The sequence below is a fragment of the Nitratireductor sp. B36 genome, assembly GCF_020833685.1.
In the GTDB taxonomy this organism is placed as follows: domain Bacteria; phylum Pseudomonadota; class Alphaproteobacteria; order Rhizobiales; family Rhizobiaceae; genus Nitratireductor.
Genome location: NZ_JACKZY010000001.1, coordinates 1,067,369 through 1,092,169 on the forward strand (window position 1 = coordinate 1,067,369; position 24,801 = coordinate 1,092,169).

Here is a 24,801-nt window from a genome sequence, read left to right on the forward strand (position 1 = left end):
CTCCTGCCGGCTTCAGCCGGCTGTTTCCGCAAACGCGTCCAGCGCCGCTGCAAAGGCGGCGGGCGACTGTTGGTAAAGGGCGTGCCCGGCACCCGGCACCAGCGTGAGCGCACCACGCCATGGCTGGCGCAACGCCGCATGGGCACGGCGGGCAGAATCGGGCGGCGTCACGACATCCTCCGCACCGACGATGACGTCTGTCGGCACCTGCAGGCGTTCCGCATCATCCAGAAGACGGCCGGACGCCAGCATGCGCGCTGCCTGCGGGTAGCCCGGCACGCTCACCTGCGCCATGCCATGGCGCACACGGTCCACGATGTCGGTGTTGGCTTCCGGTTCGAAGACCAGCCGCGGCGCGCGCAGCGCGGCGAATTTCTCCGCGCCCAGTGCCTCAAGGTCGTCAATGCGCGCCTGAGCAGCGGCACTCAAAGCGGCCCCGCGCGGCACGCCATGGCCAAGTGCCGGCGAACTCAAAAGGAGATGCGCGACGCGGTCGCGATGTGTGCTCGCAAAGGACGCCGCCATCAGGCAGCCGAGCGAGTGGCCTGCGAGAAAGACCCTATCCAGTTCCAGCCGGTCGAGAAACGCCTTCAGCGCCTCGGCATAATCGCTTGCCAGCGGCCAGTCCGCATCGAGCGGAGCCGATCCGCAATAGCCCGGCGCGTTCCAGGCGACGACGCGCCAGTCCCGCGGGAGATGCGGCAGAAGCGGTACGAAGGAGGCCGCGTTGGAGCCGACCCCATGCAGCATCACCAACGTCGGCCCGCCCGAACCTAGGCGCTCGAGATAGGCGATATTGCCGGATATGTGCTCTTTGAACGTCATGACCGCCTCAATTGAAGACAAAACCATTGTTGACCGGCAGGATCTGCCCGGTGAGCGCGAGCGCGCCCTCGCTGAGCAGAAAGGCAATGGTTTCCGTGATCTCGTCCGGGGCCTGTGCTCCAGGCACTGCCCTGCCCTCGGCATAAAGCCGGTGGCGGGCTTCCGGTACGTAATCCGTGGACTCCGTCGTCAGAATGCCCGGGGCAACCGCCGTCACGCCGATACGGTCGGGACCGAGTTCGCGCGCCAGCGACCGCGTCATCGACATCATCGCTCCCTTGCTGGCGACATAGGACAGCAGGCGCGGCGCGCCCCAGAGCGCCGTGTCAGATGCGACATTCACGATCCGGCCTGAGCCCGCAGCCTTCAAAAGCGGCGCGACCGCGCGTGTCATCAGCCAGGTGCCGCGCACATTGACCCGCATCACCCGGTCCCAGCTTTCGATGTCGATTTCATCGAAGGGGATGCCGCCAATGCCGGTCGCGATGGCGCCGTTGTTGACGAGCCCGTGCAGGGTGCCGCCATTCGCCTCGCCCAACGCCTTTGCCGCCGCCTCGATCGATGCCGGCTCGCCAAGATCGAGCGGGATAAAGCGCGCGCTCGTCTCTTTCGCGACCGCGCGGCCCTCCTCCTCGGCTATGTCGGCAAGCACGAGATCCGCACCGTGTTTCGCCAGGCATCGCGCGATTTCGGCGCCAAGCCCGCGTGCGGCTCCCGTCACCAGTATGGTGCGTCCCTCAAGCATCATTCAGCCGCCATCTCGGCTTCGATCTGGCTTTTTGCCGCGCGGGTCAAAATCTGCCTGACGCGGGAGACGCCGAGGTCGTGCTGATAGAGCATTTCCCGCTTGCGTGCGTCGTCGGGCATGCCCTCCAGCATCACCCGATCCTGCTCGAGCACGTCCCAGTGGGTCTTTTCCAGGCGCGCCCGATAAAGGAAGCGCCAGCTTTCGCGAGCAAGCCCCGAGACCTTGCGCATGCGCCAGAAAAAGACCTTGCAGGTGTTGGCATCGACGGGCGTGACAAAGCCGATGATGCGGAACACGCCGCCCGGACCGGCTGCCGGCGGATAGGGGATCTCAAGGAAACAGAACATCGAGCCCGGATGAACCTCGAACTCGGTCCAGTCGAAATTTTCGCCGACCTGCCCCACACGGCTGACCCGGAAACCCGTGTCGGTCTTGTCGAGCTTCATCAGATCCTGTTTGGAACCGAAGGCGAGTGTGAAGCTTTCCGCATGCAGGTAGCAGCCATGCATCGGGTCTGCGAGATTGTCGAGTGCATAGCGGTAGTTGGTCTTCCACTCGCCGGTGCACAGAAAGCCCGTCCAGGCCTCATCGGTCAGCTCTTTCGGCAGCGCCAGCGGCGGCGCTTCGGGCTGTTCTGCGGAGCGTATGTAGACGAATACGGCATCACCAGCTTCCGCGACCTCGAAGGATTTAAGCGCCTTGCGCCCTTCCAGCGCGCATTCGGGCATGGCCGGAACCCGCACCACCACACCCTCGCCATTCACGACAACACCATGATACCGGCAGCCGATATTGCCTTCGTGAATTTCGCCATAGGAGAGCGGCGCGCCGCGATGTGGGCAGAAATCCTCCACGCAGCGCAGCCGGTTCTCTGCATCGCGCCACAGGACAATCTTGTTGCCGAGCACGCGTGTTCCATAGGGCTTGCTCGCCTTGACCTCCACCGATTTGGCCACCGGGTACCACTGGCCATGCAGACCGGTGTTCACCCGCTCCTCGATCAGCGCTTTTTTGTCGATGCCTGTCATGTCCGTCTCCGTACTGGATCCCGGAAGCCTCCCGCCTCCGGTGGTCTTGTTTGTTCAAAGCCAGCTTCGGCCCACTGTCTTGCGCAGGTCTAATGCTGGGCTTTCGGCAGATAGTGCAGCACCCGTTCCTCGATCCGCACGAGCACCGTGTAGAGAAGGAAGCCGATCACGGTCAGAAGCACGATGGCGTTGAAGACCATCGCCGCATTCGCCTGTCCGCCGCCGTAGGAAATCAGGAAGCCGAGCCCGGTGTTTCCGCCCACCAGTTCACCAACCGTCACGCCGATCACCGCAAGCGTGGATGCGATCCTCAGCCCCGCCATCAGATTGGGCAGGGTGGACGGCATCTCGACCTTCATGAAGATGCCCCAGCGGGAAAGGTTGTAGGCACGTGCCAGATTGACCAGATCACGGTCGACCGTGCGCATGGCCTGCAGCACATTGACCAGAACGGGAAAGAACACGATCAGCACGGTGACCAGAAGCTTCGGCATGGCGTTGTAGCCGAACCACATGATGAACAGCGGTGCGAAGGCAACTTTCGGGGCGATCTGAAGCGCCAGGATATAGGGCGAAAGCACCTTCTCCCAGAATTCCGACATACCGAGCAGATAGCCGATCACCGCACCAAGCAGGCTTCCGATGGCAAAGCCGAGCACCGTGTAGAGCGCCGTCGAAAGCGTGTGGCCCACCAACCCTTCCTGAAGCAGCATGCGCTTCATCTCGATGAGGCAGTCCGTCACCGTCGGGATGATGAATTTCGGCACCCCAAGCGCCGGTGGCAGGAACTGCCAGGCGAGCAAAACGAGCACCAGAAGCGCCAGACTGGCCAGATATGTCTTACTCTGCGAACTCATAACGGGCTTTGCCACCTCGGCCGGGGCTTTCGCCCCGGTCTCCATCGAACCGACCTGTGTCATTGGACGAATTCGTTCGTGTAAAGATCATCGATCGGAACGGCGGTCTGGACGATGCCATTGTCGACATAGAAGGCCTGCACCTTGCCGATGCGTGTCGGATCGAATGCGCCGAGCGGCTGGTTTTCGCCTTCGGGGTAAACCAGCGTTGCATAAGAGCGCAGAATGCCCTCGATCTCGGCTTCCTTGCCCGCATGCTGTGGGACCGCGGCGACATAGTCCTTGGCCGCCTGAGCCGGATCGGCAGAGATATCGGCAACCGCCTTCAGTACGGCACCGACGAAGCCGCGCACCACTTCCGGACGCTCTTCGATGGTCTTGTCGGACGCGATGATGGCTTGCGCCATGGCGGGGAAGACTTCATCGACCGGCATCTGTTCCATCTCGACGCCTGCTGCCTCGATGGCGGCAATCCATTCCGGCACACCGGACATGGCCTGCAGGTTTCCAGCGATGGTCAACTGAATGATGCCGCCCGGGCCGACCGCCTGAATATCGGCATCCGCCTTGCTCAACTCGGCCGAAGCCAAAACGCCGAGCAGGTTGTAGTAAGTGGTGTCCTGAAAGGCGAGAACGCCGATCGACTTGCCCTTTAGGTCCGCGGGCCCGGTAATGCCGCTGTCCTTGCGCCAGGCGAGCTGCGTCAGGCCGCGCCCGCCGAGCAGGGCCACGCCACGAATGTCGAGCCCGTTGGCGCGCACGATGATCGGCGTGTCGCCAATGCCTCCGCCAAGATCCGCATTGCCGACCGCGACCTGGGTGGCCACGTCGGCGCCGCCCTTGCCCACCTGAAATGTCACATCGAGACCGGCATCACCGAAATAGCCTTTGCTCTTGGCAAGCTGGAAGGGTGCGAATGCCGGCAGGAAGTCAGGTGCCGGGAAGAGATAAGTCACTTTTTCGGCAGCTATCGCACTCACGGCCGAGGCCGTCAGAATGGCAGCGGCAAGTGCTGATTTGAGCATGCGTTTCATCGAAATTCCCCTTTGTTTGTGGCCAATCAGATGGCTTTTTCTTCCAGCTTCAGATGCTTGAATATCTGCCCCGCGTAGTCGCTGACTTCGGGCATGACCCGGCGCTGCAGCGGCTCGTCGCGATGCGGCAGGTCGACCTTGATCTCCGCCACGACCGTGCCGGGGCGTTCGGACAGGACGAGAATACGGTCAGACATCAAAACCGCCTCGGCCAGATCGTGGGTGATCAGCAGCGTCGTCTTTCCGGTCTCGGAGATCGTTCGGGCAAAGCTGTTCTGCAGCAGCAGTTTGGTTTGCGCATCGAGCGCAGAGAACGGTTCGTCAAGCAGGACGATTTCCGGCTTGATCGCCAGCGTTCGTGCCAGTGCCGCACGCTGACGCATGCCGCCGGAGAGCTGATATGGGAAATGGTTCTCGAACCCCGCCAGATGACAGCGCTTCAACTCTGCCATGGCGCGGTCGCGCCGCTCGGCCCGCGCGACGCCACGTGCTTCCAGTCCAAACTCAATATTCGAGACGATATCCCGCCAAGGCAGAAGCAGATCCTTCTGCAACATGAAGCCCACATGCGCATTGGGGCCGCTGACAGGCTCGTCACTGACCAGAACCTCACCGCGCGTTGGCTGGTAGAGGCCGGCGGTCATGCTCAGGATCGTGCTCTTGCCGCAACCGGACGGTCCGACCACGGAAACGAATTCGCCCTCGTTCACCCGGAAACTGATGTCCTTCACGGCAACGAGGTTCTGCCCGGTCCCGGTGGTGAACTCCTTGCTTACAGAGCGAAACTCAAGCGCCATAGCCGTGAGCCTCGTACGCCGCGTCCAGTTCCCTGTTCGTTGCCACGAGCTCTTCGTTGAGCAGCTCTTCCGTCCAGTCTGTTCTTCCGGAGCGAGGCGCAACCACGCCCTTTTCGGCCAGTTGCTGCGCTACTGCGGAAAAGTCGTGCTCACCGGTGGCATAGATCGCCATCAACGCGTCGGCGAGCGCGTTCTCTCGCTCGTCCAGCTCACGCCCCCGGCATTGATGCTCCAGCCCGGGACGCCCCGTGTCGAAGGCGCGCTGCGACAGGCGATCTTTGAAGGCGTCCATCTCTTGCTCCCACTCAACGTTCAAATAAGAACACATTGTTCAAAATTAGAATGACGAATCCCGGCTTCCTTGTCAACTGCCCTTCCAAGCGGCTGGGGAGGCCGAGGTCCTCTCCGCAAACAACCGGATCGCCCGGCCTTGATGCTGGGGCCGCGTTGACACCGAACTTCACACGGAATACCGTTATTTATTGAACTATAAGTTCTTATTTGAACATATTGGGAGTGAGCTGGATGAAGATCGGCATAGCCGGTGGCGGCGTTGGTGGAATGGCAACGGCGATCGCGCTGCAACAACAGGGGCACGCGGTCACGATTTTCGAGCGCGCCCGCGCCTTCGGCCGCATCGGTGCCGACGTCAACCTCACCCCAAACGCAGTGCATGCGCTCGACGGGCTCGGGATCGGAGACCTTTTGCGCAAGACAGCGGCACGGCCTGAATATCGCATCAGCCGCACGTGGGATACCGGCGAGGAGACCTCGCGCCTCCCCATGAGCACGGCGGCCGAGGAACGCTATGGCGCGCCTCAGCTTACCATTCACCGGGCTGACCTTCTGGCAGCGCTAGAGAATGCTTTGGCTCCAGACACCATTCGCTTTGCAACACAGGTGCAAAGCGCAGAGGTGAACGAGACCGGTGCGACCGCTCTTCTGACCGATGGAGCGCGCTTTGACTGCGATGTGCTGATCGGAGCTGACGGCATTCACTCGGCCGTGCGGCATTCACTCTTCGGCGAGGATCATCCACGCTTCACCGGTCTGGTGTCCTACAGGGCCGTGTTCCCGCGCGAGCGCGGCGAAGGCATTCCCAATCTCGATTCCTTCACCAAATGGTGGGGCCCGACCCCCGAGCGCCAGATCGTCACCTTCCCGCTCAATCTGGGCAAGGAGATTTTCGTCTTTGCCACCACACCGCAGGATGACTGGACCGAAGAGGGCTGGACATTGCCCGGAGATATTCAGGCACTGCGTGACGCCTATGCGGATTTCCACCCCGAAGCCCGCGCGCTGCTCGACGCCTGCGAAAGCGTAACCCGTTCAGCATTGCATGTGCGCGAACCCATGGAGCGCTGGTCGCGCGGCGCGATTACGCTTCTGGGCGATGCCGCTCACCCCATGGTGCCCTTCATGGCGCAGGGTGCCTGCATGGCCATCGAGGATGCAGTCGTTCTGGCCAGGGCGCTCGAAGGCGCCACGCCCGCTTCCATCCCCGAAGCCCTGCGCAGCTATGAAGGCGCGCGCATACCGCGCACGGCGCGGGTGCAGGAGGGCTCGCTGGCCAATGACTGGCTCAAACAGGGTACCAATGCCGACTGGGTGTATGGCTACAATGCCTGGGCCACGGAGCTTGCTGAAATGGCCTGAGCGCCGCCGGCTATACAAATCGGAACAAAAGAGCCCCCGACTTGGCGAAGCCGGGGGCGTTTTCATTTCTCGAGAGCGCGGAGCCTACGCCGCCTCGTAGACAATCCCATCGGGCTTGGACGAGCCGATGACCGACCACACCGTGGCAGGCGCTGCGGCGTTGTTGCGGAACCAGTGCTTGCGGCCGGCCGGTGTCTTGACCAGATCGCGTGGCCCAAGCTCCACCTCCACAGTTTCGCCATTCTCTTCCCAGCCGACGATCAACGATCCTTCAAGGACAAGATAAGCATCCTCCACATCACGCACGATCGGTTTGATGCCAACCTTGGAGGGAATGCCCAGCATTTCCTTGCGGCAAGTGTCGTGCTGAATACCGCCCTCGCCCACATAGACCTTGCGGGTGAAGCCAGCCTTCTCCCAGATCGTTGGCAGTTCACTGTGGCGCACCACATACTGCGCCATCAGCTTCTGCAGCGGGTGGCTGCCATTGCGATCGAAGGGGAGCGTCTTGCCGGGTTCGGCGCCGAAGCTACGCGCCAGCTCCGCCGGATGCTCCTTGGGATGATAATGATAGACCGGCGGCAGCGGCTTGCCCACATCGACCGAAATCGACATCAGCACAGGCACCACGCCGTCGTTTCGGAAGCCGTGGCCGATCTCGCGGGCGTTGAGGATCATGTCCTTGGCGCCAAGCTTGACCTCGACCACCTCGCCATCCTTCTCCCAGCCCACAACGAGCACACCATCGATGATCAGGAAGCTCTCTTCGATCTCATGGCTGTGGCAGGCGGCATATTTGCCCGGCTCCTTGTGGATCAGGCTCAACGTGAAATGATCGGGCTTCAGGGTCGTTGTATCGCCCACTTTCGGCGAACCGCCGGCACCGATATAGCGCATCTGCGCGCGGGCCAGATCATCGAAACCGGCATTCGAGGGAAAAGCGTTCCAGTCGAACGTCTTGTCGGTAAAGCGCCCCGTATGGGCAGCAAGGTCCTGAGCAAGCGCCGAAGCGGCAGTCGTGTGTATGGTCATCGGTTTTCCTCTCCTGTGAGTTAACCGAAGGCTAGGACAAGCTCGTTTTACCTGCTAGACAGCGTTTTATGGATAAAACACCAACACCCTCCCGAGACACCGTTCTCTCCGACGACAAATACATTGTCCCCGGCCTCATCCGCGGCCTGCAGGTCCTGCAGGCTTTCACGCCCGACAACCGCGAGATGACGCTTTCGGACATCGCCCGCCAGCTCGGCACCACCCGCTCGGCGGCGTTCCGGACTGTCTACACACTGGCACATCAGGGATACCTCCTGCACAACCCGCAAACCGCGCGCTACACGCTTGGGCCCGCCGTTCTCCGGCTGGGCTACGGCTATCTGGCAACACGCGAGCTGGTGGAAGTCGCCCTGCCCGAGCTTGAGAAACTCCGCGACGCAACCGACTGGTCGGCCCATCTGGGCGTGCGTGACGGCCGGTTTGTGCTCTACATGCTGCGCGTTCCCAGCCATATGGGTCTCGCCAGCATTGTTCATGTCGGCAGCCGCCTGCCTGCCGCCGGCACCACAATGGGCCGCGTCCTGCTCGCCGATCTCAGCGAGGAAGAGCTGATCCGGCTCTTTCGCGACGAGACCTACCAGAATGCGCCAGGCCAGACGCCGCGCAGCCTGAGCGAGGTGGCCGCGCAATGGAAGCGTGACCGGCACGCGCGATCGATTGTCCAGGTCGGCAGTTTCGAGACCGGGATCGTCAGCATCGCCGCGCCCGTGCGCGACATTGAAGGGAATGTCGTTGCCGCCATCAACGCCACACAGGCAGCATCGGCCGACCGGGTGGACAGCATCGATGAAACGGTCCGACAGGAGGTCGAACGTACTGCAGATGCAATAACACGCCTTTTGGGAGGGCTGCCGAAACCCTCTTCCCGGATCTCGAACGGGTGATCCCGGCAAATGTTTGTTACCCGGCTAGCCAAGCCACTCTTGCCAGAACCGCCGATTTGCGCTTAGATTTCATTGAACAATGAGTTCAAATTTGAACAGAGGCGCGCTTAGCATGAATATTTCAAGAAGAAACCTGATGTTGGGGGCAATGGGCAGCGCAGCCATGCTCTCTTTCCCCATCAAGGGTCACGCCGAAGAAACATTCAATTTCATTACCCCCTTCTCGCTCTCGCTTGCCTTTGCGCCGGTCATCTACGCGGATGCTGCAGGCTATTATGCCGAAGAAGGGCTTTCCATGAACCTTCAGGCTGGCAAGGGTGCGGCTCTTGCCGCGCAGATGACCATTGCCGGACAGATGGATTCGGGTCGAACCGGTGGCACCAACTACATTGTGTCGCGCGTCAACAACGATGCGCCGCTGATCTCCATCGCCACCATCGCGCAGCGCTCGCCCTTCTTCGTTCTGTCCTCAAAGGACAATCCGGTGAATGAAATCGCGGATCTGGAAGGCCGGACGGTCGGCATGGCGTCGCTGGGCGGCTCCATGGAGGGTACGCTCGATCTGATGATGTCCGGTGCAGGGATCTCCCCCGACACGGTGGAGAAGGTCAAGGTGGCGGATTCGGCTGCCTCCTTTGCCCTGATCGAGGCCGGTCGCGCCGGTGCCTTCCTCGGCAACACTTCGTCGATGATCATCGCCAGTTCGGCGCGGGATGATGTGAATGTCATGCCGATCGACGATGGCATGCCCGGCCAGGTCTATGTGGCGCGTCCCGACCAGATCGCGGAAAACCCGGAAAAGTTCGTGGCCTTCCTGCGTGCCACCCACAGGGCGGCCAGCGAGATTGCCACGACCGAGGACCTCCAGCCCATTCTCAAGACCATCGGCGAAAAGCACGAGGTCACCGGCCTGAACAATCTCGAGACAGCCCAGAAGGATCTGCGTACCAATGCGGAGAACTGGGCTTCCAAGGGCAATGACAACATTCTGCGCAATGTCCCGGAGGTCTGGGAAAAGGCCGTCGGACTGCTGGCCGATGCCAAGCTGATCGACAAGAAGGTCCCGGCCACGGAGCTTTATACCAACGACCTCCTGGATCAGGCCCTCAAAGCATGACCATCGAAAATGCCGCCGACATCCGCATCCTGGGTGTCGGCAAGACCTTTGGACAGGGCGAAAACGCTGTCCGCGCCATCGGCGATGCAACGCTCGACATGCAGCGGGGGGACTTTATCTCCCTGCTCGGACCGTCGGGCTGCGGCAAGACCACGCTTCTGCGCATCATCGCCGGCCTGGAGCGGCCGAGCGAAGGCGAGATCATCGTCCGAAACCGCTCCGTCTGGGAAAACGGCAAACGCTCTGCGGCAGCCACTCGCCCCATCTCAATGATGTTTCAGGAGGCGCGGCTTTTTCCGTGGTTCACGGTCGCGGAAAATGTTGCCCTGCCGCTGCGGCTGCGCGGCGTCAGCAAGGCAGAGCGGGAGGAGCGCGCCCACGTTCTTTGCGAGACCGTGGGCCTCAAGGGCTTTGAGAATGTGCGCCCTTCCGCGCTCTCCGGCGGCATGCGTCAGCGCGCCTCGCTTGCCCGCGCCCTTATCACCGAGCCTCAGGTTCTGTTGCTCGATGAGCCCTTCGGCGCGCTGGATGCCATGACGCGCGACACGCTCAATATGGAGCTGATGTCGGTCTGCGCGAAGGCAAATGTCACGACAATTCTCGTTACGCACTCCATCACCGAAGCGGCTTTTCTTTCCGACCGCGTCGTGGTGCTTGCCGCCCGTCCGGCGCGCATTACCGAAGTTGTCGAGATGCCGTTCGAGCGTCCGCGGACGCTCGATCTGCAACGCAACGCCGAATTCCAGGACATGCTCCTGCGCCTTCGCGCCAGTCTGACAGGAGACCACTGATGGGCACCGACCGTTTGATCCGCGTCGCACTTCCTGTTGCGACGGTAGCACTCTTTCTGATCGCATGGACGGTTTATGTCCGCACCGCCGAGGTGTCGGCCTTCATTCTGCCGACGCCCTTTCAGATCGTTCTCGCCTTTATCGAGCTCGTGAGCGATGCCGCGGTCTGGCGTCATGCGATGGTTACTGTCATCGAAGCGGTTTCAGGCTTTCTGATCGCCGTCTTTTTGGGCATCACGCTCGGTATGGCGATGGCGCGTGTGCAGATGCTCGAATGGGCCTTCAAACCCTTCATCGTGTGCCTGCAGCTAATTCCCAAGATCGCACTCGCACCGCTTTTCATCCTGTGGTTCGGCTTCGGACTGGAATCGAAAATCGTCATCGCCGCGGCACTTTCCTTTTTCCCGGTGTTCTCCAACGCACTTGTCGCCTTCCGCTCCGTTGAACCGGGTGACCGCGACGTGTTCGTCATGCTGCAGGCAAATCCGGTCCAGCGCTTCACCATGCTCGACCTTCCAACCGCCCTGCCCGTGGTTCTGGCCGGCATGGAGGTGGCAGTGGTGATGTCCATGATCGGCGCCATTGTCGGCGAGTTCATCGGCGGCAATGAGGGTCTCGGCTATCTCGCCGTCGCCATGCTTCAGGAGCTTCAGGTCCCCGGCCTCTTCGCCGTCATCGTGCTCCTGACGCTGATCGGGCTGACGCTCTACACGCTGATCGCGCAACTGCGTGGCTGGCTGACCCCATGGCACGCTTCCGTGGCAGGCAAAAGCCGGGAGGCCTAGCCGCAACGGTTTCCCTCATGCTCGCAATCGTGGACGTTCGATCCTTTCACGATTGCGGCTGCCCCCTTTGTTCAGCGACCAGCCGTTCCTCACCAAGACCTCCGGCAGCGGACTTTTCCTATGCCCATAACGGCTTTGTGAAATCCCCCTTGCAGCGCTATACCGCTTCCCATGCGTTCGCCGCTGCCCGACCTTCTTGCCGATCTTGTTGACCTGCTTCCCCGGGACGAGCGGGCGCTTCTGCTTCGTCTGCATAGCAGCAGTGAAGGCTCTGAACTGTGCACTCTTCTGGTCGGGAGCCATGAACGTGGCGCGGCCCGCAGACTGGCCGGACGGCTTCCCCGCACAGTCCACTACCACCAGGAAGAAAACACACTCGTGGCAAGGCGAAGCGCGGTTGACCACTTGTCGAGCGCTCTGGCGCAGGAGGAGTGCGGGACATCGTCCACGGATGATCCCGTAACGCAGATCGTTGCTGCTCAGGAGAATGGAGACCACCAGCGTGCGCTGACCCTGTTTCAGGAAAATGGTGGCATCTACTTCATCCACTTCCATGGAAACGACGCCTGTCTCGACGTCCTGAACCGATTTCCCAAGGCCATGGTGGACACCGAAGAAACATTGACCATGGCGCTTGCCATGCACGCGCTCAAGGCTGGCAACGTCACCCATGCACGCTATCTCATGGCCCAGCATTTCGGCAACGAGATGCACAGTCTCGAAACTGTCATCTCCGCGCGCGGGCGCTACCCGCTGGCTGTACGCCAATTCCGGTTCCTGATGGCGATCTATGAAGATCAACCCATCTCCAATCAGCTGCGCGAAAAGCTCTTCGACATGCTGGCCGAGCTACCGATCGACGATCATCTGCATCGCGGCAGTTTCTACAACGCAATGCTTGCGGTCTGCCTGCAGCGGCGGGAACTGAACGAGGCTGAGGAGATCGCCAAGCGCGCGCTTTATCACTATCAGCAGGCACAGGCTCATCTGCTCGTCTTTTACATCGAACTGCATTGTGTCGTCTTTTCGTTGCAACGCGGCATGCTTTCAGAGGCCGAGCTCCGTGTGCAGGCAGCGCAGGAGGCCCTTGAGCGCGTGCCCTTCGACGTCCCCGCCGATCGTAGGCTTATGTCCTTGCTGGAAGGTGTGCTCGCCTATGAAAAAGGGGAGGCCGAATATCTGGTCCGCTTCGTGGCCGAAGAATTCGACAAATTCGCCTATGGAGAAATCTGGCCAGCCGTGGTCGAGCTTGCGCTTGTCTATTGCTCTCAGGTTGTCAGCCGCCAGGTGGGGCTTGGCGCGGCGATCAGTTTTCTGGACAAGTGGCGCGTGCAGGAATGGCGATCCCGTCGCTTCAACACGGCGATCACCATGCGCGAAGTCGAGCTCTTGCAGAACGCCAATCGCTGGCAGGCCGCCGCCGACCGGCTCATGGCGGTGCAGTCGCGCATCAACCTGACATGGGTGGAAACGGCAGAAGAAGCACTCTCGCGCCTGGTCGACCCCATCGAGATCGAACTAGCGATGGCGTGGCTTCGTCATCTCATACAACACCTTCCCCGAAGGCCTCTGCTGCGCGCCCAGATCGAAGCGCTGCTGCGAAATGAACATATTGGCGAGAGAGACAAGGGCCGGTTGCGGCTTTGGGCCGCCTACCTCGCGCGGGTCCACAGGGACATGACCCGGGCGCGCCACCTGTTTGCAGAGCTTCTGGACGAACTGGCCCGCATCGGCGTCATCACTCACCTGCTCGGCGACATAGGCCTGGTGGATGCTCTCGTGGATGACAAGCGGGTGGGCTCACAGGTGATCTCGACCGCCGAGCGACGTGCGACATTGCGCAAACTCCACGGGTTTTCTCCCGGGCGCGAAACGAAATCCACGGTGCTCACCGCACAGGAACTGCGCGTTTTGCGCCTTGTGGCGGAAGGCGGCACCAACAAATTTGTTGCGCGGCAGCTGCGGCTTGCGGAGGTGACCGTCAAATTTCATCTCACCAATATCTATCGAAAGATGGGTTGTCAGCGTCGCGCAGAGGCGGTCGCAGCAGCGCGGTCCCTCGGATGGCTTTGAGGCAAAAACCTATACCAGATTGATCAAAACCTAGACTCTTGAGGCGTTGCGACGGAACGCCTCCCAGCCGCAGGATACCAAGAACAAAGATCGCACCGATCCAGGTGCGGCGGTTCGGGGACCAAGGCTGCATGCAGGAGAACTATCTCTACACCTTTGCCAAGCGCATTGCCGGTTTCGTCGGCGTGCTGTTCGTTCTGTCGCTGATGATCTTCATTCTCGCCCGCGTGGTACCGGGTGATCCTGCGCGCATCGCACTCGGCCCAAGCGCCTCGCAGGAGCAGGTTGACGCAATGCGCATGGAAATGGGGCTCGATCGTCCGCTGTTCGAGCAATATGTCACCTATGTTACCAACGCGCTGCAGGGGGACCTCGGCCGCTCGCTTATCTCCGGCCGCGCCGTCAGCACCGAAATCGCCAGCCTGCTTCCGGCGACCCTGGAACTGGTTCTGGTCACCGTTATCCTGATGGCGTTGCTGGCCATTCCGCTTGGCGTCATCACCGCACGCTATCGCAACACCTGGATCGACAATACTGGACGGCTGTTTTCCATCGTCGGCGTCACCATGCCGAGCTTCCTCTTCGCCATACTTCTCCAGCTCTTTGCAGCATATTTTCTGACGGACTGGCCGATCATCGGCCGGATTGACCATTCGCTGGCCGCACCCACGGGGCCCACAGGGCTGCTCTTGGTGGATTCCCTTGTTCACGGACGCTTCGATGTGTTCCTGGACGCGCTTCAGCGCATTCTGTTTCCCGCGCTTGCGCTCGCCATGTCGGGTATCGGCCAGATCACCCGCATAACCCGGTCCGCAATGATCGAGAACCAGCGGCGTGATCATGTGCTGACATTGCAGTCCTTCGGCGTGCCCGATCGCGTCATTGTCTTCCGCTATTTGCTGAAACTGTCTTCCATCGCACCGCTGACGATCATGGGACTGGAGTTCGCCTCGCTGATCGGAAACGCTTTCGTGGTCGAACTCGTCTTCTCCTGGGGTGGGTTTGCTTCCTATGGCCTCAACGCCATTCTCCAGAAGGACCTCAATGCGGTGATGGGCGTTGTCCTCTTGTCAGGCCTGTTCTTCATCGTCGCCAATATCGTTATCGACATTATCCTGCTCATGCTTGATCCGCGTCTTCGTCTCAAGGAGGCGCGCTGATGTCCTCCAGCAGGCCTCTTGAACTCGAAGCTCTCACGCCGCGCTACATGGCGTGGTACCGCTTTACGCGCAATCCCACCGCCATCATCGGCGCGGCCATGGTGCTGTCGGTCATTCTGCTGGCGATCCTCGCTCCATTGATTGTGCCCTATCCCGAACATGTGGGTGCGGCGGTCAATTTCCGGGCACGGCACGCCGCACCTGACCTTGCCTATTGGCTCGGCACCGACAAGGTGGGGCGTGACATTCTCACCCGCGTCATTTTCGGGTTCAGGGTTTCCCTTCTTCTGGTTGTCGGTGTGCTCGCCGTGGCGGTTCCGCTTGGCGCAGCACTGGGGCTGGCGGCAGGCTATTTCGGCGGCTGGACAGAGCGCCTCATCACCGGTCTCACCAATGTCATGCTGGCCATCCCGCCGCTGGTCATGGCGCTCGCGGTCGGCAATGTGCTCGAACCCAATCTCGTCAACGCGATGATCGCCATCACCCTTCTCTGGTGGACCTGGCATGCGCGTCTTGTCTATCGCGTTTCCAAGTCGATCGCGGCTGAAGATTTTGTCGAGGCTGCGCGCCTTGCCGGCGCAAGCCACTGGCATATTCTGACCCGCGAGATCCTGCCGAACTGCATCTCCGTCATCTCGGTCAAAACCACCCTGGATGCTGCCTTCGTCATCCTGTTCGGTGCGACGCTCTCCTTCCTGGGCCTCGGGGTCAAGCCACCGACGCCGGACCTTGGCTCCATGGTGGCAGACGGTCGGCAGTTCCTGCCGGAAATGTGGTGGGGCGTTCTGGCACCCGGCTTTGCCATCTTCTACGCCACCCTCGGTTTCAACCTGCTGGGCGACGGGCTCCGCGACATGTTCGACGTGGAGGTTTGACGATGACCGCACTTCTCGACGTCTCCGGCCTTAACGTCGCCTTCCAGACCTATGGACGCCGGCACCATGTGTTGCGGGATGTTGCTTTGACAATCCCGCAAGGTGGCCGTGTCGCCCTGATCGGGGAAACGGGGTCCGGAAAATCGGTTACCAGCAAGGCTATTCTCGGAACGCTGCCGCGCAACGCACGGGTGGAAAGCGGATCGATCAAGTATCGCGATGAGGATGTTCTGAGCATGCCGACAGCCCGGCGCGACGCGCTCAAGGGCACCGCCTTTTCCGTGATCATGCAGGACCCGCTTTCCTCGTTCAATCCGGTCTTCAAGATCGGCAGGCACCTCGATGACGTCCTGTATCATGCCGACCGGCGTCTCGGACGCAGAACGGGCGCGGCGGAGCGTCAGAAGAGGATCTTCGAAGTCCTGAGCCGCGTTCAGCTGAATGATCTGGAGCGGATTGTCTCCGCCTATCCTTCCCAGCTTTCCGGCGGCATGCGTCAGCGCGTTCTGATCGCGCTTTCCCTTCTGCACCAGCCGGATCTCCTGATCGCCGATGAACCGGGAACCGCGCTCGACGTGACGACGCAGGATGAGATCATGAAACTCATCAACCGTCTCGTCGATGAAAACGGCCTCTCCCTGCTGATGATTACTCACAATCTCGGTGTCGTGCGGCAGATGGCGGACGATGTCTATGTGATGCGTTATGGCGAGATCGTTGAGCACGGGCGTCTCGGTGAAATCTTCTCCGCACCGCGCCAGGACTATACCCGTGAACTGATCGATGCGATCCCGCCCCTTTACGGGAAGAAGGTGGAAGACCAGAAGCCCGCCACAGCTGCGCCCATCGTGGAGATGCAGAACGTTACAAAGGTTTTCGAGCAGAAACCCCTGATCGGTCGGCGGACCAGACATGTGGCCGTTTCGGACGTGTCGCTATCGGTGCGGCGCGGAGAAGTCTTCGGCCTTGCCGGCGAATCGGGTTCGGGAAAAACCACCGTCGCGCGCATGGTCATGGGCCTGATCGATGCCTCCAGCGGTATAGTGACCGTCGACGGAAAACCAGTCGCCAGCGAGCGCGGCAGCGATGCCTTCCGGCGAAAGATCCAGATCGTTTATCAAAACCCCGGCACCTCTCTCAATCCGAAGCGCACCGTGGGACAGACGCTTGCGGTTCCCCTCACATTTGCCGGATTGAACGGCAAGGCGCGGGACGCACGCATCACCGAGCTTCTCGCACAGGTCGACCTGCCGGCCAGCTATGTCGGAAAATACCCGCATGAGCTATCCGGCGGGCAGAAGCAGCGTGTTGCCATTGCCCGCGCCCTCGCCGCCGATCCGGAGATCATCGTCCTTGATGAACCGACATCCGCGCTCGACGTCTCCGTGCAGAAGAATGTCATCGCGCTTTTGACGCGGCTGCGTGAAGAGCTTGGGTTGACCTATCTCTTCATCTCTCACGACCTGTCATTGATGCGCAATTTCTGCAGCCAGATCGCGATCATGCTGCGCGGCGAGATAGTCGAGGCCGGTGAACCGCGCACACTGTTCCAGGCACCACAGCACCCATACACCCGCGCGCTCATCGCCGCCGTTCCGGTGATCAGCGACGAGGAAGAAGCCCACAAACCCCGCGTGAGCGATGAGGAGCGGCGACGCTACCTCGTCGACACGGCGGCCTGAGAACCCTTCAGAAAGGCAGGACCAGAAAAATGTATCGTCTAGGGATCGATGTTGGCGGCACGAACACCGATGCGGTGATCATGCAGGGCCGCAATGTGCTTTCCGGCGTCAAGGCCTCGACAACCGAGGATGTCACCTCCGGCGTGCGCGAAGCGATGGAAGCGGCAATTTCCAAGGCCGATATCGACCGTTCGAAGATCACGACCGTCATGATCGGCACAACACACTTCACCAACGCGGTGATCGAGCGCCGGCATGTGAATCCGGTGGCAGCGATCCGGCTTGGCCTGCCGGCAACCGCTTGCCTGCCACCGATGGTCGACTGGCCGGACGACCTGCGCGAAGCAGTCGGGGGCCATGGCTATCTCGTGCGTGGCGGCTACGAGTTCGATGGCCGCGAGCTTGCCGCACTCGACCTTGAGGAAATCGACCGGATTGCCGACGACATCAACGCCAAGCGCATTGGAGCCGTCGCAATCACATCCGTGTTCGGTCCCATCAATGCGCAGATGGAAGAGGAAGCCCGCAAGCGCCTCCTGACAAAGTGCCCTGACATCCCGGTGGTCCTCTCCAGCGAGATCGGCCGCATCGGCCTCCTCGAGCGCGAAAGCGCTGCCGTCATGAATGCGAGCCTGCTTCAGCTCAGCGCTCGCACGGTAGAAGCCTTCGCTGATGCCCTGAAATCGGCCGGCCTTCACTGCCCGTTCTTCATCACCCAGAACGATGGCACACTGATGGGGGCGGAGACGGTAAAGCGCTTCCCGGTGCTGACCTTCGCGTCAGGCCCGACCAATTCCATGCGCGGGGCCGCCTTCCTCACGGGTGTGCGCGACGGCATCGTTGTGGACATCGGCGGCACCACCACCGATATCGGGTCGCTCCAGCACGGCTTTCCGCGCCAGGCGGCCACGGTGGTCGACATCGGCGGTGTGCGAACCAACTTCCGCATGCCTGATGTTTTCTCCATCGGGCTGGGCGGCGGCTCGCTTGTGCGCCAATCGGGCGACCAGGTCACCGTTGGCCCGCAATCCGTGGGCTACCGCATCACGCGGGAAGCACGCGTCTTTGGCGGTGACACGCTCACCACGACCGACATCGCCGTGGCCCGAGGCGAAGCGGAGGTGGGTGACCGCGCCCGCGTCGCCGACCTCGACCCGGCTCTGTTGGAAGCAGCCCGCGCCGAGATGACCAGCATGCTGGAGCGCGCCATCGAGCGCACGCGCCTTTCTCCCGACCCTGTCCCTGTCATTGCGGTCGGCGGCGGCTCGATCTTGATGCCGGAGCAGATCGGCGATCTGAAGGTCATGCGGCCTGAAAATTTCGCCGTGGCCAATGCCGTTGGCGCTGCGATCGCGCAGATCAGCGGAGAGGTCGACCGCATCTTCTCGCTGGAGAAAGGACTGACGCGCGAAATCTGCCTCAAGCAGGCCGAGGACGAGGCGCGCGAAAAAGCCATCCGCTCCGGTGCCGTTGCTGAGACGATCGAGACCATCGAACGCGAAGATGTACCACTGGCCTATCTGCCGGGAAATGCGACCCGCATTCACGTCAAGGTCGTGGGCGAGATGGGAGGTCACGATGCTTGATCGCCAGGACGGCCGGTGGCGCCTCGATGAGGCGATGGTCGATGCGCTGGAAATCGGCTCGGGCATTCTCGGCACGGGCGGCGGCGGTAATCCGTATATCGGCAAATTGCGGGTGCGCCAGGCTTTGCGTGATGGCCATGTCATGGAGATCATCCCTCTGGAAAGCGTTCCCGACGAGGCACGCATCGTGGCGATGGGCGGCATTGGCGCTCCTCTCGTTTCGCATGAACGCATCAAGGAGGGACGCGAAGGGCTGCGCTGTGTCAGGGCGCTGGAAGAGCGTCTTGGCATAAAGGTGGACGCGATTGCCTGTGAGGAGATTGGTGGTCAGAATTCAATGGAGCCCTTGATCGCAGCCGCGATGGCTGGTCTGCCTGTCGTCGACTGCGATGGCATGGGCCGCGCGTTTCCTGAAATGCAGATGACCACCTATGCCATTTACGGGCATCGCTCGACGCCAAGCGTCATGTGCGATCCCCACGGCAACGTGGTGATTTTCGACCATGCGATTTCAGAACTCTGGCATGAGCGGATGGCGCGAGCCTGCGTCGTCTCACAGGGCGGCGCCTCGACGCTGGCAAGCGCTCCCATGTCGGGAGAATTCATCAAGCGCTACGCCATTCCCCATTCCTACAGCAAAGCCATTTCGCTCGGGAACGCCGTTCTCGATGCCCGACGCGAGCACCGCGACCCTGTGGAAGCGATCTGTGAGAGCGAAAACGGCGAAGTGGTGTTTCGGGGCAAGATTGTCGATCTGAAACGCCATCTGGCCGGAGGCTTCGTCCGCGGCGAAGCAATCATCCAGGGTTTTGACACCTATGATGGCGATCAGGCCTCCATTCACATCCAGAACGAGTTCCTGATCTTCTCGCGCAACGGCGAGATCGAGGTCATCGTCCCTGATCTGATTGTCGTCCTGGATGCCGACAGCGGCGAGGCGATTTCCACCGAAATGCTGCGATACGGCCAGCGCGTTGCCGTGCTCGCCCTTCCCTGCCATCCGCTCCTGCGCAGCCCCGAAGCGCTTGATGTGGTGGGCCCGAAAGGGTTCGGCTTCGGAGACATCGCCTTCAAGCCGATGGACACGAACGACAAGAAAGGTGCGGCATGACCTCCTTTTCTGTGAACGCGGATGACATGGACGCCATCGCGCTCGGCGGTGCATTTCTGGGCACGGGCGGCGGTGGCGATCCGTATATTGGAAAGTTGATGGCAAAGCAGGTCATTGCCTCGCACGGGCCGGTCACCGTCATTTCCGCCGACGAACTTCCCGACGACGCCTTGTGCATCCCCGTCTGCATGATGGGAGCTCCGACCGTGATGGTCGAGAAACTGCCCAATGGCGAGGAAGCCCGCGAGGCCCTCAGCCAGCTCGAGACCTTTCTGGGCCGCAAGGCCGATGCCCTCATCTGCATCGAGGCGGGTGGCCTGAATTCCACCATCCCCTATGCCGTTGCAGCCGCCACCGGGTTGCCGCTGGTCGATGGCGACGGGATGGGCCGGGCATTCCCGGAGTTGCAGATGGTGACGCTGACGATCCACGGCATCTCGGCAACACCGATGGTTTTGGCCGATGACAAGGGCAACAGCTCGGTGATCAATGCGATCTCCAACCGCTGGACCGAAAGGCTGGCACGCTGCCAGACGGTGGAAATGGGCGGCGCGGCGCTTGTCGCACTCTACCCCATGAGCGGAGCAGAGGTGAAACGCGGCATTCTCCACGGCACCATGTCACTGATCAAGGAGATCGGCGAGACGATGGCGGCGGAGCGCAAGGCAAGCCGCAATCCTGCAGCCGCCCTTTTGAAGCGGCTGGACGGCAAACGCCTGTTTACAGGCCGCGTCGTCGATATCGACCGGCGAACCGTCGGAGGCTTCGCCCGCGGCAAGGCTCTGTTCAAAGGGATCGACGAGGATGAGGGACGGTCCTTTGAAGTCGAATTCCAGAACGAGTTCCTGGTCTGCCGCGACGATGATGGCCTGCTGGCTGTCACACCCGATCTGATCTGCGCGCTCGACGCCGATGGCGGCCTTCCCGTCACAACAGAGCAACTTCGCTACGGGCTGGCGGTCAATATGATCGGGCTTGCCTGTGACCCGCAATGGTCGACCCCCGAGGGGCTTGAACTCGTTGGGCCCCGATACTTCGGCTACGAGCATGACTACGTGCCGCTGAACCAGATGTCCCGGTGAGAAGGACGCAACATTGATGGAACCAGAGAAGAGGAACAGGACAATGAGACTTTTGAAACATGCGCTGGCCGGTGCGGTTCTCGCTGCCACCACAGCGTTGACTGCGCCGGCTATGGCTCAGGACAAGCTTTCGCTTGTCGTCAACGTCGTGCAGATTTTCGGTACGGTCGACCCGGCCAAGATCACCGACTACACCGAGTATATGGCTGCCGTGAACCTCTATGACGGTCTCACAACCGTCAGCAGTGGCGGTGAGGTGGTGCCCCAGCTCGCGGAAAGCTGGGAGGTCTCCGACGACAACCAGACCTACACCTTCAAGCTGAAGCAGGATGCGACTTTTCAGGATGGCAGCCCGGTGGAAGCCAAGGACGTTGTCTATACCCTGCAGCGCCTTCTTTCGCTGAACGAGGGTCCGGCCTATCTCTTCTCCGATCTCGTCGATCCGGAGAACGTCAAGGCGCTCGATGACCATACGGTTGAAATCCGGATCAACCGCGTCTACGCGCCGTTCATTTCCATCACGCCGCTGGTTCTCGTGGTCAATTCTGATGTGGCCAAAGAACAGGACGGCGAGTGGGGCGAGGACTACCTGGCCGAAAACAGCCTGGGCGCCGGCCCCTACAATCTCAGCGGCTGGACCCGCGGCGCCGAGATGATCATGCAGCGCTACGAGGGCTACCACGCCGGCTGGGCCAAGGATCGTCCGATCGACGAACTTCGTTTCGTCGTCACGCGCGACGAAGCCACGGTGCGCGCGCTCGCCCAGCGTGGCGAGCTGGGTCTCTCCTCCCAGTATCAGAGCAGCGAGACCTACAAGGCCATCGAGGCGCTCGACACCTACAAGCTGATCGAGGCCAGCACCGCGACGGGCTTCTACCTCAAGGTCAACAACCAGCTCCCACCCACCGATGACGTGCATATCCGTCGCGCCATCGCCTATGCGCTGGATTATGCGACCATCCGCGAGGTCATCTATCCGGGTGGCGAGATGAAGAGCGTGCTTTCCTCGCTGTTCTCCGAAGCGCATCTGGACGAGCTCCCCTCCCCCGAATACAGCCTCGAGAAGGCCGCCGAGGAAGTCGCCAAATCAAAATATGCCGGCGACAAGCCGATCAAGCTCGGCCATGCCTATGTCGCCAACACGGCGTTCGAGGAGGAGATCGGGCTTCTCTTCAAATCGACGCTGGAGACCATCGGTTTCGAGGTCGATCTGCAGCCGGAGCCGTGGAACCGCATCACCGAGCTCGCCACCAAGGTGGAGACAACGCCGAACACGGCGCAGGTGTTCTACGGTCCGACCTATCCTTCGCCCGATTCCGTGTTCTTCGTGCAATACCATTCGCGCGCGGCGGGCACATGGTCCTCGATGTCGTGGGTGAACGACCCCGAGGTCGACGCGATGATCGACAAGTCCCGTGCGACGGTGGATGAGGCGGCGCGCAATGCCATCTACAAGGACATCCAGGCGCGCCTGCACGAGAACATGGCCGAGATCCCTCTTCTCACCCAGTTGAAGCGCATGGCAGCCCATTCCTGCCTCCAGGGCTATGCGGAAGTGCCCATGCAGAGCTGGGACTATGACTTCTCGCGCATGTGGTGGTCCTGCGAGGGCTGAGCCATAAGCGGCTCATCCCACCGCAACCGAAGCCAGCAGGCCCCGAAACCGCTCGGGGCCTGTTTTCGTTGGCCATCAGCTTTTTTGCCGGTCAGGATCGGGCCGAGGCTTTTTGCGTGTGCGAAGGGGCAGCGCCTGCCGCCGTTTCCGGCAGCCCCGACCACGCATCGTCGCGCGCAATGCGCCGCGCCTCGCGCATGCCCCGCGTGATGCTTCCCATCCCCTTCAACCGGCGCTCCACGGCCACCAGCCGCAGGATTTCCTTGAGGGCGACGAGCGCCGTACCGAAGGCGAAGGGTATCGGCCTGTAGCGGCCCTTTGCGCGCAGATAGTGCACGAGCAGCCCGCGATTGCGCATCATGTAGAAGCGCGAGAGATCCGATGCCTCGGCCAGATGCCGCACGCCCAGGCTGATCTGCCGCTGATGGCGCAGGCGCTGCAGCACCACCCCCTTCACGCACACGACATCGGTCACATGCGAGGCCAGCCAGCCATAGGCGAGATCGTCCCAGGTGATGAAGAAGCGCGGATCGGGAAAGCCGATCGCATCGACCACCGAGCGGTGCACGAAAAGGCCCTCGAACGTGGCGAGGTTCGTGTGCCACACATCGGCGCGTCGAAAGAGGTTGCCGGGGCGCGGCAGCGCCACGCCGAGGGCGGGAAAAAAGACGTTCTGGAAGAAGAACGGCCTGCCGTCGCTGTTCTCCCGCTCTCCCATCAGGCAGCGATATCGGCCGGCATGGGCAAGCAGCGTCTCGAGCCCGGAAGGGGCGAGCGCCACATCGTCGTCCATCAGCCACATCCATTCCGCGCCGGCCGCGTGGGCCAGGCGAACCCCTTCGTGAAAGCCGCCTGCCCCGCCCAGATTGCGCTCAAGCAGGCGATAGTCGAGCTCGACCGGCCCAAGGGCAGCGCGCGCCGCCTCCACCACGGCGGGCGTCTCGTCGCCGCTGGCATTGTCGATGATGACGAGGCGCTCCGGCAAAAGGGTCGAGCCCGCCACGCTTTCCAGCAATTGCGCCAGCATGGCGGGCCGCCGATAGGTGACGACCACCACCGCCACGCCCCTGGCGATCCGCCTGCCTTTGCCCGTCTCGACGCCGGTCACGGGTTCAGATGCGGCGCGCGGTCGAAGCGATAGGCCAGTCCGTCGCGGAAGGCCCGCCACCAGAAAGCGAGCCCCGCCCAGTCGAACCGCCGCTTGACGATATAGACAAAAGGATAGAGCACCAGATCTCCCACAAAGCTCTTCAGCCGCCTGTGCCGGCGCGCCAGATAGCCGCGATTGCGGAAGAAGTAATAGCGCTTGAACTCGGTTTCGGGAATGAGAACATTGACGCGGCCGGAAATGATCGGGACGATCTCGCCCCAGCCCGGCGGGTGGGCCACCACGGCATTGGTGACCGTGCCGAAGCGGATGCCCGCGCGCCTGAGCCGCACCATGAAATCCACCTCATCGCCGCGGATGAAGAGCCGCATGTTGGGCAGGCCGACCTTGAAGAAGACATCGCGGTGCACAAGCGCACCATTGAAGAACTGGGCCATGGAGGGGATGAAGTCCAGCGTCTCCACCGCCGCGCGGTCATGCGTCAGCTTTCCGCGCACGCGGAAGGGAAAGGACAGGCGCTGCTGGTCCTCGGGCGCGACGATGATGGGCGAAACAACCTCCAGCCCCCGCGCCTTCGCCTCTTCCAGAAGCGTTTTGAGGCAATCCTCACCGACCGGAAAGGCATCGTCATCCATGATCCAGACCCACTCGGCCCCGCCGGCCAGCGCCGAGAGGATGGCATAGGAAAACCCGCCGGCACCGCCCATGTTGAGGCGGGTGGGGATGGAGTTCAGGGCAAAGGCCGTCTCCGGCTGCGCCTCCCCCGTCACCACGCGGACAACATCTCCGGCCAATAGTCCTTGCTGCCGCGCAAGCACGCTTTCTTCCGGCAACGCGGGATCCATGGAGACGACCGCAACGCGTATGCGCAAACCGGCCCTGCTTTCATTAGCCATCAAAATTTTCGACACTTTCCAACGTGGATAAAACAAAA

Annotated in this window: 23 protein-coding genes; 13 read left to right on the forward strand and 10 right to left on the reverse strand. The window is 61.7% G+C overall.

The window, feature by feature from the left end; translation table 11 throughout:
- Nucleotides 1-12: 12 nt before the first annotated feature.
- The 7 genes from H7H48_RS05210 to H7H48_RS05240 all read right to left on the reverse strand — a co-directional run bounded on the left by H7H48_RS05210 (nt 13) and on the right by H7H48_RS05240 (nt 5,581).
- The gene (locus tag H7H48_RS05210; protein WP_229447722.1) at nt 13-825 is read right to left on the reverse strand and encodes an alpha/beta fold hydrolase; all 813 of its coding nucleotides are present in this window, start codon (nt 823-825) and stop codon (nt 13-15) included.
- Between the two features lie 7 nt (nt 826-832).
- Entirely contained in the window at nt 833-1,573 is a 741-nt protein-coding gene (locus H7H48_RS05215; RefSeq protein ID WP_229447723.1) for an SDR family oxidoreductase, read from the reverse strand.
- Nucleotides 1,570-2,601, reverse strand: a complete 1,032-nt coding sequence (locus tag H7H48_RS05220) for an aromatic ring-hydroxylating dioxygenase subunit alpha (RefSeq protein ID WP_229447724.1) — start codon at nt 2,599-2,601, stop codon at nt 1,570-1,572. The genes H7H48_RS05215 and H7H48_RS05220 overlap by 4 nt, the downstream gene beginning before the upstream one ends.
- Nucleotides 2,602-2,690: 89 nt before the next feature.
- A complete protein-coding gene (locus tag H7H48_RS05225; protein WP_229447725.1) occupies nt 2,691-3,458 on the reverse strand; it encodes an ABC transporter permease in 768 nt (255 codons plus the stop codon).
- Nucleotides 3,459-3,517: 59 nt separating this feature from the next.
- The gene (locus H7H48_RS05230) at nt 3,518-4,492 is read right to left on the reverse strand and encodes an ABC transporter substrate-binding protein (protein WP_229447726.1); all 975 of its coding nucleotides are present in this window, start codon (nt 4,490-4,492) and stop codon (nt 3,518-3,520) included.
- A gap of 26 nt (nt 4,493-4,518) precedes the next feature.
- On the reverse strand, nt 4,519-5,289 hold the full coding sequence (locus tag H7H48_RS05235) for an ABC transporter ATP-binding protein (protein ID WP_229447727.1): 771 nt from the start codon (nt 5,287-5,289) through the stop codon (nt 4,519-4,521).
- Nucleotides 5,279-5,581 carry a recombinase-like helix-turn-helix domain-containing protein gene (locus tag H7H48_RS05240; protein ID WP_229447728.1) on the reverse strand — a complete coding sequence of 101 codons (303 nt, stop codon included), beginning with the start codon at nt 5,579-5,581 and terminating at the stop codon, nt 5,279-5,281. Before H7H48_RS05240 ends, H7H48_RS05235 begins: the two co-directional genes overlap by 11 nt.
- Nucleotides 5,582-5,814: 233 nt before the next feature.
- Here H7H48_RS05240 and H7H48_RS05245 point away from each other — a divergent pair, with 233 nt between their 5' ends.
- The gene (locus tag H7H48_RS05245; protein WP_229447729.1) at nt 5,815-6,945 is read left to right on the forward strand and encodes an FAD-dependent monooxygenase; all 1,131 of its coding nucleotides are present in this window, start codon (nt 5,815-5,817) and stop codon (nt 6,943-6,945) included.
- A gap of 84 nt (nt 6,946-7,029) precedes the next feature.
- On the opposite strand, the gene H7H48_RS05250 is transcribed toward H7H48_RS05245, so the two are convergent.
- The gene (locus H7H48_RS05250; RefSeq protein WP_229447730.1) at nt 7,030-7,977 is read right to left on the reverse strand and encodes a cupin; all 948 of its coding nucleotides are present in this window, start codon (nt 7,975-7,977) and stop codon (nt 7,030-7,032) included.
- A gap of 68 nt (nt 7,978-8,045) precedes the next feature.
- Between H7H48_RS05250 and H7H48_RS05255 the strand changes: the two genes are divergently transcribed.
- The 12 genes from H7H48_RS05255 (at nt 8,046) to H7H48_RS05310 (ending at nt 22,759) form a co-directional block, all read left to right on the forward strand.
- Nucleotides 8,046-8,882 (forward strand): IclR family transcriptional regulator, encoded by an 837-nt coding sequence (locus H7H48_RS05255; RefSeq protein ID WP_229447731.1) that lies wholly within the window; start codon nt 8,046-8,048, stop codon nt 8,880-8,882.
- A gap of 136 nt (nt 8,883-9,018) precedes the next feature.
- A complete protein-coding gene (locus tag H7H48_RS05260) occupies nt 9,019-9,999 on the forward strand; it encodes an ABC transporter substrate-binding protein (RefSeq protein ID WP_229447732.1) in 981 nt (326 codons plus the stop codon).
- Nucleotides 9,996-10,790 carry an ABC transporter ATP-binding protein gene (locus H7H48_RS05265; RefSeq protein WP_229447733.1) on the forward strand — a complete coding sequence of 265 codons (795 nt, stop codon included), beginning with the start codon at nt 9,996-9,998 and terminating at the stop codon, nt 10,788-10,790. Before H7H48_RS05260 ends, H7H48_RS05265 begins: the two co-directional genes overlap by 4 nt.
- Nucleotides 10,790-11,575, forward strand: a complete 786-nt coding sequence (locus tag H7H48_RS05270) for an ABC transporter permease (RefSeq protein WP_229447734.1) — start codon at nt 10,790-10,792, stop codon at nt 11,573-11,575. The genes H7H48_RS05265 and H7H48_RS05270 overlap by 1 nt, the downstream gene beginning before the upstream one ends.
- A 171-nt stretch (nt 11,576-11,746) precedes the next feature.
- Nucleotides 11,747-13,648 (forward strand): LuxR C-terminal-related transcriptional regulator, encoded by a 1,902-nt coding sequence (locus H7H48_RS05275; protein ID WP_229447735.1) that lies wholly within the window; start codon nt 11,747-11,749, stop codon nt 13,646-13,648.
- A gap of 131 nt (nt 13,649-13,779) precedes the next feature.
- Nucleotides 13,780-14,808, forward strand: coding sequence for an ABC transporter permease (locus tag H7H48_RS05280; RefSeq protein WP_229447736.1), 1,029 nt, complete (start codon nt 13,780-13,782; stop codon nt 14,806-14,808).
- Nucleotides 14,808-15,683 (forward strand): ABC transporter permease, encoded by an 876-nt coding sequence (locus H7H48_RS05285; protein WP_229447737.1) that lies wholly within the window; start codon nt 14,808-14,810, stop codon nt 15,681-15,683. The genes H7H48_RS05280 and H7H48_RS05285 overlap by 1 nt, the downstream gene beginning before the upstream one ends.
- A gap of 2 nt (nt 15,684-15,685) precedes the next feature.
- Nucleotides 15,686-17,365 carry an ABC transporter ATP-binding protein gene (locus H7H48_RS05290; RefSeq protein ID WP_229447738.1) on the forward strand — a complete coding sequence of 560 codons (1,680 nt, stop codon included), beginning with the start codon at nt 15,686-15,688 and terminating at the stop codon, nt 17,363-17,365.
- A gap of 29 nt (nt 17,366-17,394) precedes the next feature.
- A complete protein-coding gene (locus tag H7H48_RS05295; RefSeq protein ID WP_229447739.1) occupies nt 17,395-18,951 on the forward strand; it encodes a hydantoinase/oxoprolinase family protein in 1,557 nt (518 codons plus the stop codon).
- On the forward strand, nt 18,944-20,062 hold the full coding sequence (locus H7H48_RS05300) for a DUF917 domain-containing protein (protein ID WP_229447740.1): 1,119 nt from the start codon (nt 18,944-18,946) through the stop codon (nt 20,060-20,062). The genes H7H48_RS05295 and H7H48_RS05300 overlap by 8 nt, the downstream gene beginning before the upstream one ends.
- Complete coding sequence (locus tag H7H48_RS05305) at nt 20,059-21,144, forward strand: DUF917 domain-containing protein (protein ID WP_229447741.1); 1,086 nt, start codon at nt 20,059-20,061, stop codon at nt 21,142-21,144. The genes H7H48_RS05300 and H7H48_RS05305 overlap by 4 nt, the downstream gene beginning before the upstream one ends.
- Before the next feature lie 43 nt (nt 21,145-21,187).
- On the forward strand, nt 21,188-22,759 hold the full coding sequence (locus tag H7H48_RS05310) for an ABC transporter substrate-binding protein (RefSeq protein WP_229447742.1): 1,572 nt from the start codon (nt 21,188-21,190) through the stop codon (nt 22,757-22,759).
- 91 nt (nt 22,760-22,850) lie between these two features.
- Here H7H48_RS05310 and H7H48_RS05315 read toward each other — a convergent pair whose 3' ends face one another.
- A complete protein-coding gene (locus H7H48_RS05315; RefSeq protein ID WP_229447743.1) occupies nt 22,851-23,867 on the reverse strand; it encodes a glycosyltransferase in 1,017 nt (338 codons plus the stop codon).
- Nucleotides 23,864-24,763 (reverse strand): glycosyltransferase family 2 protein, encoded by a 900-nt coding sequence (locus H7H48_RS05320; protein ID WP_229447744.1) that lies wholly within the window; start codon nt 24,761-24,763, stop codon nt 23,864-23,866. The genes H7H48_RS05315 and H7H48_RS05320 overlap by 4 nt, the downstream gene beginning before the upstream one ends.
- Between the last annotated feature and the right edge of the window lie 38 nt (nt 24,764-24,801).

What these genes read in the sequence shown, in the direction of transcription:
- H7H48_RS05235 (WP_229447727.1), bottom strand. Translation starts at nt 5,289, where the DNA reads ATGGCGCTTGAGTTTCGCTCTGTAAGCAAGGAGTTCACCACCGGGACC.
- H7H48_RS05215 (WP_229447723.1), bottom strand. Translation starts at nt 1,573, where the DNA reads ATGATGCTTGAGGGACGCACCATACTGGTGACGGGAGCCGCACGCGGG.
- H7H48_RS05250 (WP_229447730.1), bottom strand. Translation starts at nt 7,977, where the DNA reads ATGACCATACACACGACTGCCGCTTCGGCGCTTGCTCAGGACCTTGCT.
- H7H48_RS05310 (WP_229447742.1), top strand. Translation starts at nt 21,188, where the DNA reads ATGAGACTTTTGAAACATGCGCTGGCCGGTGCGGTTCTCGCTGCCACC.
- H7H48_RS05300 (WP_229447740.1), top strand. Translation starts at nt 18,944, where the DNA reads ATGCTTGATCGCCAGGACGGCCGGTGGCGCCTCGATGAGGCGATGGTC.
- H7H48_RS05280 (WP_229447736.1), top strand. Translation starts at nt 13,780, where the DNA reads ATGCAGGAGAACTATCTCTACACCTTTGCCAAGCGCATTGCCGGTTTC.
- H7H48_RS05295 (WP_229447739.1), top strand. Translation starts at nt 17,395, where the DNA reads ATGTATCGTCTAGGGATCGATGTTGGCGGCACGAACACCGATGCGGTG.
- H7H48_RS05255 (WP_229447731.1), top strand. Translation starts at nt 8,046, where the DNA reads ATGGATAAAACACCAACACCCTCCCGAGACACCGTTCTCTCCGACGAC.
- H7H48_RS05265 (WP_229447733.1), top strand. Translation starts at nt 9,996, where the DNA reads ATGACCATCGAAAATGCCGCCGACATCCGCATCCTGGGTGTCGGCAAG.
- H7H48_RS05275 (WP_229447735.1), top strand. Translation starts at nt 11,747, where the DNA reads ATGCGTTCGCCGCTGCCCGACCTTCTTGCCGATCTTGTTGACCTGCTT.
- H7H48_RS05210 (WP_229447722.1), bottom strand. Translation starts at nt 825, where the DNA reads ATGACGTTCAAAGAGCACATATCCGGCAATATCGCCTATCTCGAGCGC.
- H7H48_RS05270 (WP_229447734.1), top strand. Translation starts at nt 10,790, where the DNA reads ATGGGCACCGACCGTTTGATCCGCGTCGCACTTCCTGTTGCGACGGTA.
- H7H48_RS05220 (WP_229447724.1), bottom strand. Translation starts at nt 2,601, where the DNA reads ATGACAGGCATCGACAAAAAAGCGCTGATCGAGGAGCGGGTGAACACC.
- H7H48_RS05225 (WP_229447725.1), bottom strand. Translation starts at nt 3,458, where the DNA reads ATGAGTTCGCAGAGTAAGACATATCTGGCCAGTCTGGCGCTTCTGGTG.
- H7H48_RS05245 (WP_229447729.1), top strand. Translation starts at nt 5,815, where the DNA reads ATGAAGATCGGCATAGCCGGTGGCGGCGTTGGTGGAATGGCAACGGCG.
- H7H48_RS05305 (WP_229447741.1), top strand. Translation starts at nt 20,059, where the DNA reads ATGACCTCCTTTTCTGTGAACGCGGATGACATGGACGCCATCGCGCTC.
- H7H48_RS05230 (WP_229447726.1), bottom strand. Translation starts at nt 4,492, where the DNA reads ATGAAACGCATGCTCAAATCAGCACTTGCCGCTGCCATTCTGACGGCC.
- H7H48_RS05240 (WP_229447728.1), bottom strand. Translation starts at nt 5,581, where the DNA reads ATGGACGCCTTCAAAGATCGCCTGTCGCAGCGCGCCTTCGACACGGGG.
- H7H48_RS05290 (WP_229447738.1), top strand. Translation starts at nt 15,686, where the DNA reads ATGACCGCACTTCTCGACGTCTCCGGCCTTAACGTCGCCTTCCAGACC.
- H7H48_RS05320 (WP_229447744.1), bottom strand. Translation starts at nt 24,763, where the DNA reads ATGGCTAATGAAAGCAGGGCCGGTTTGCGCATACGCGTTGCGGTCGTC.
- H7H48_RS05285 (WP_229447737.1), top strand. Translation starts at nt 14,808, where the DNA reads ATGTCCTCCAGCAGGCCTCTTGAACTCGAAGCTCTCACGCCGCGCTAC.
- H7H48_RS05260 (WP_229447732.1), top strand. Translation starts at nt 9,019, where the DNA reads ATGTTGGGGGCAATGGGCAGCGCAGCCATGCTCTCTTTCCCCATCAAG.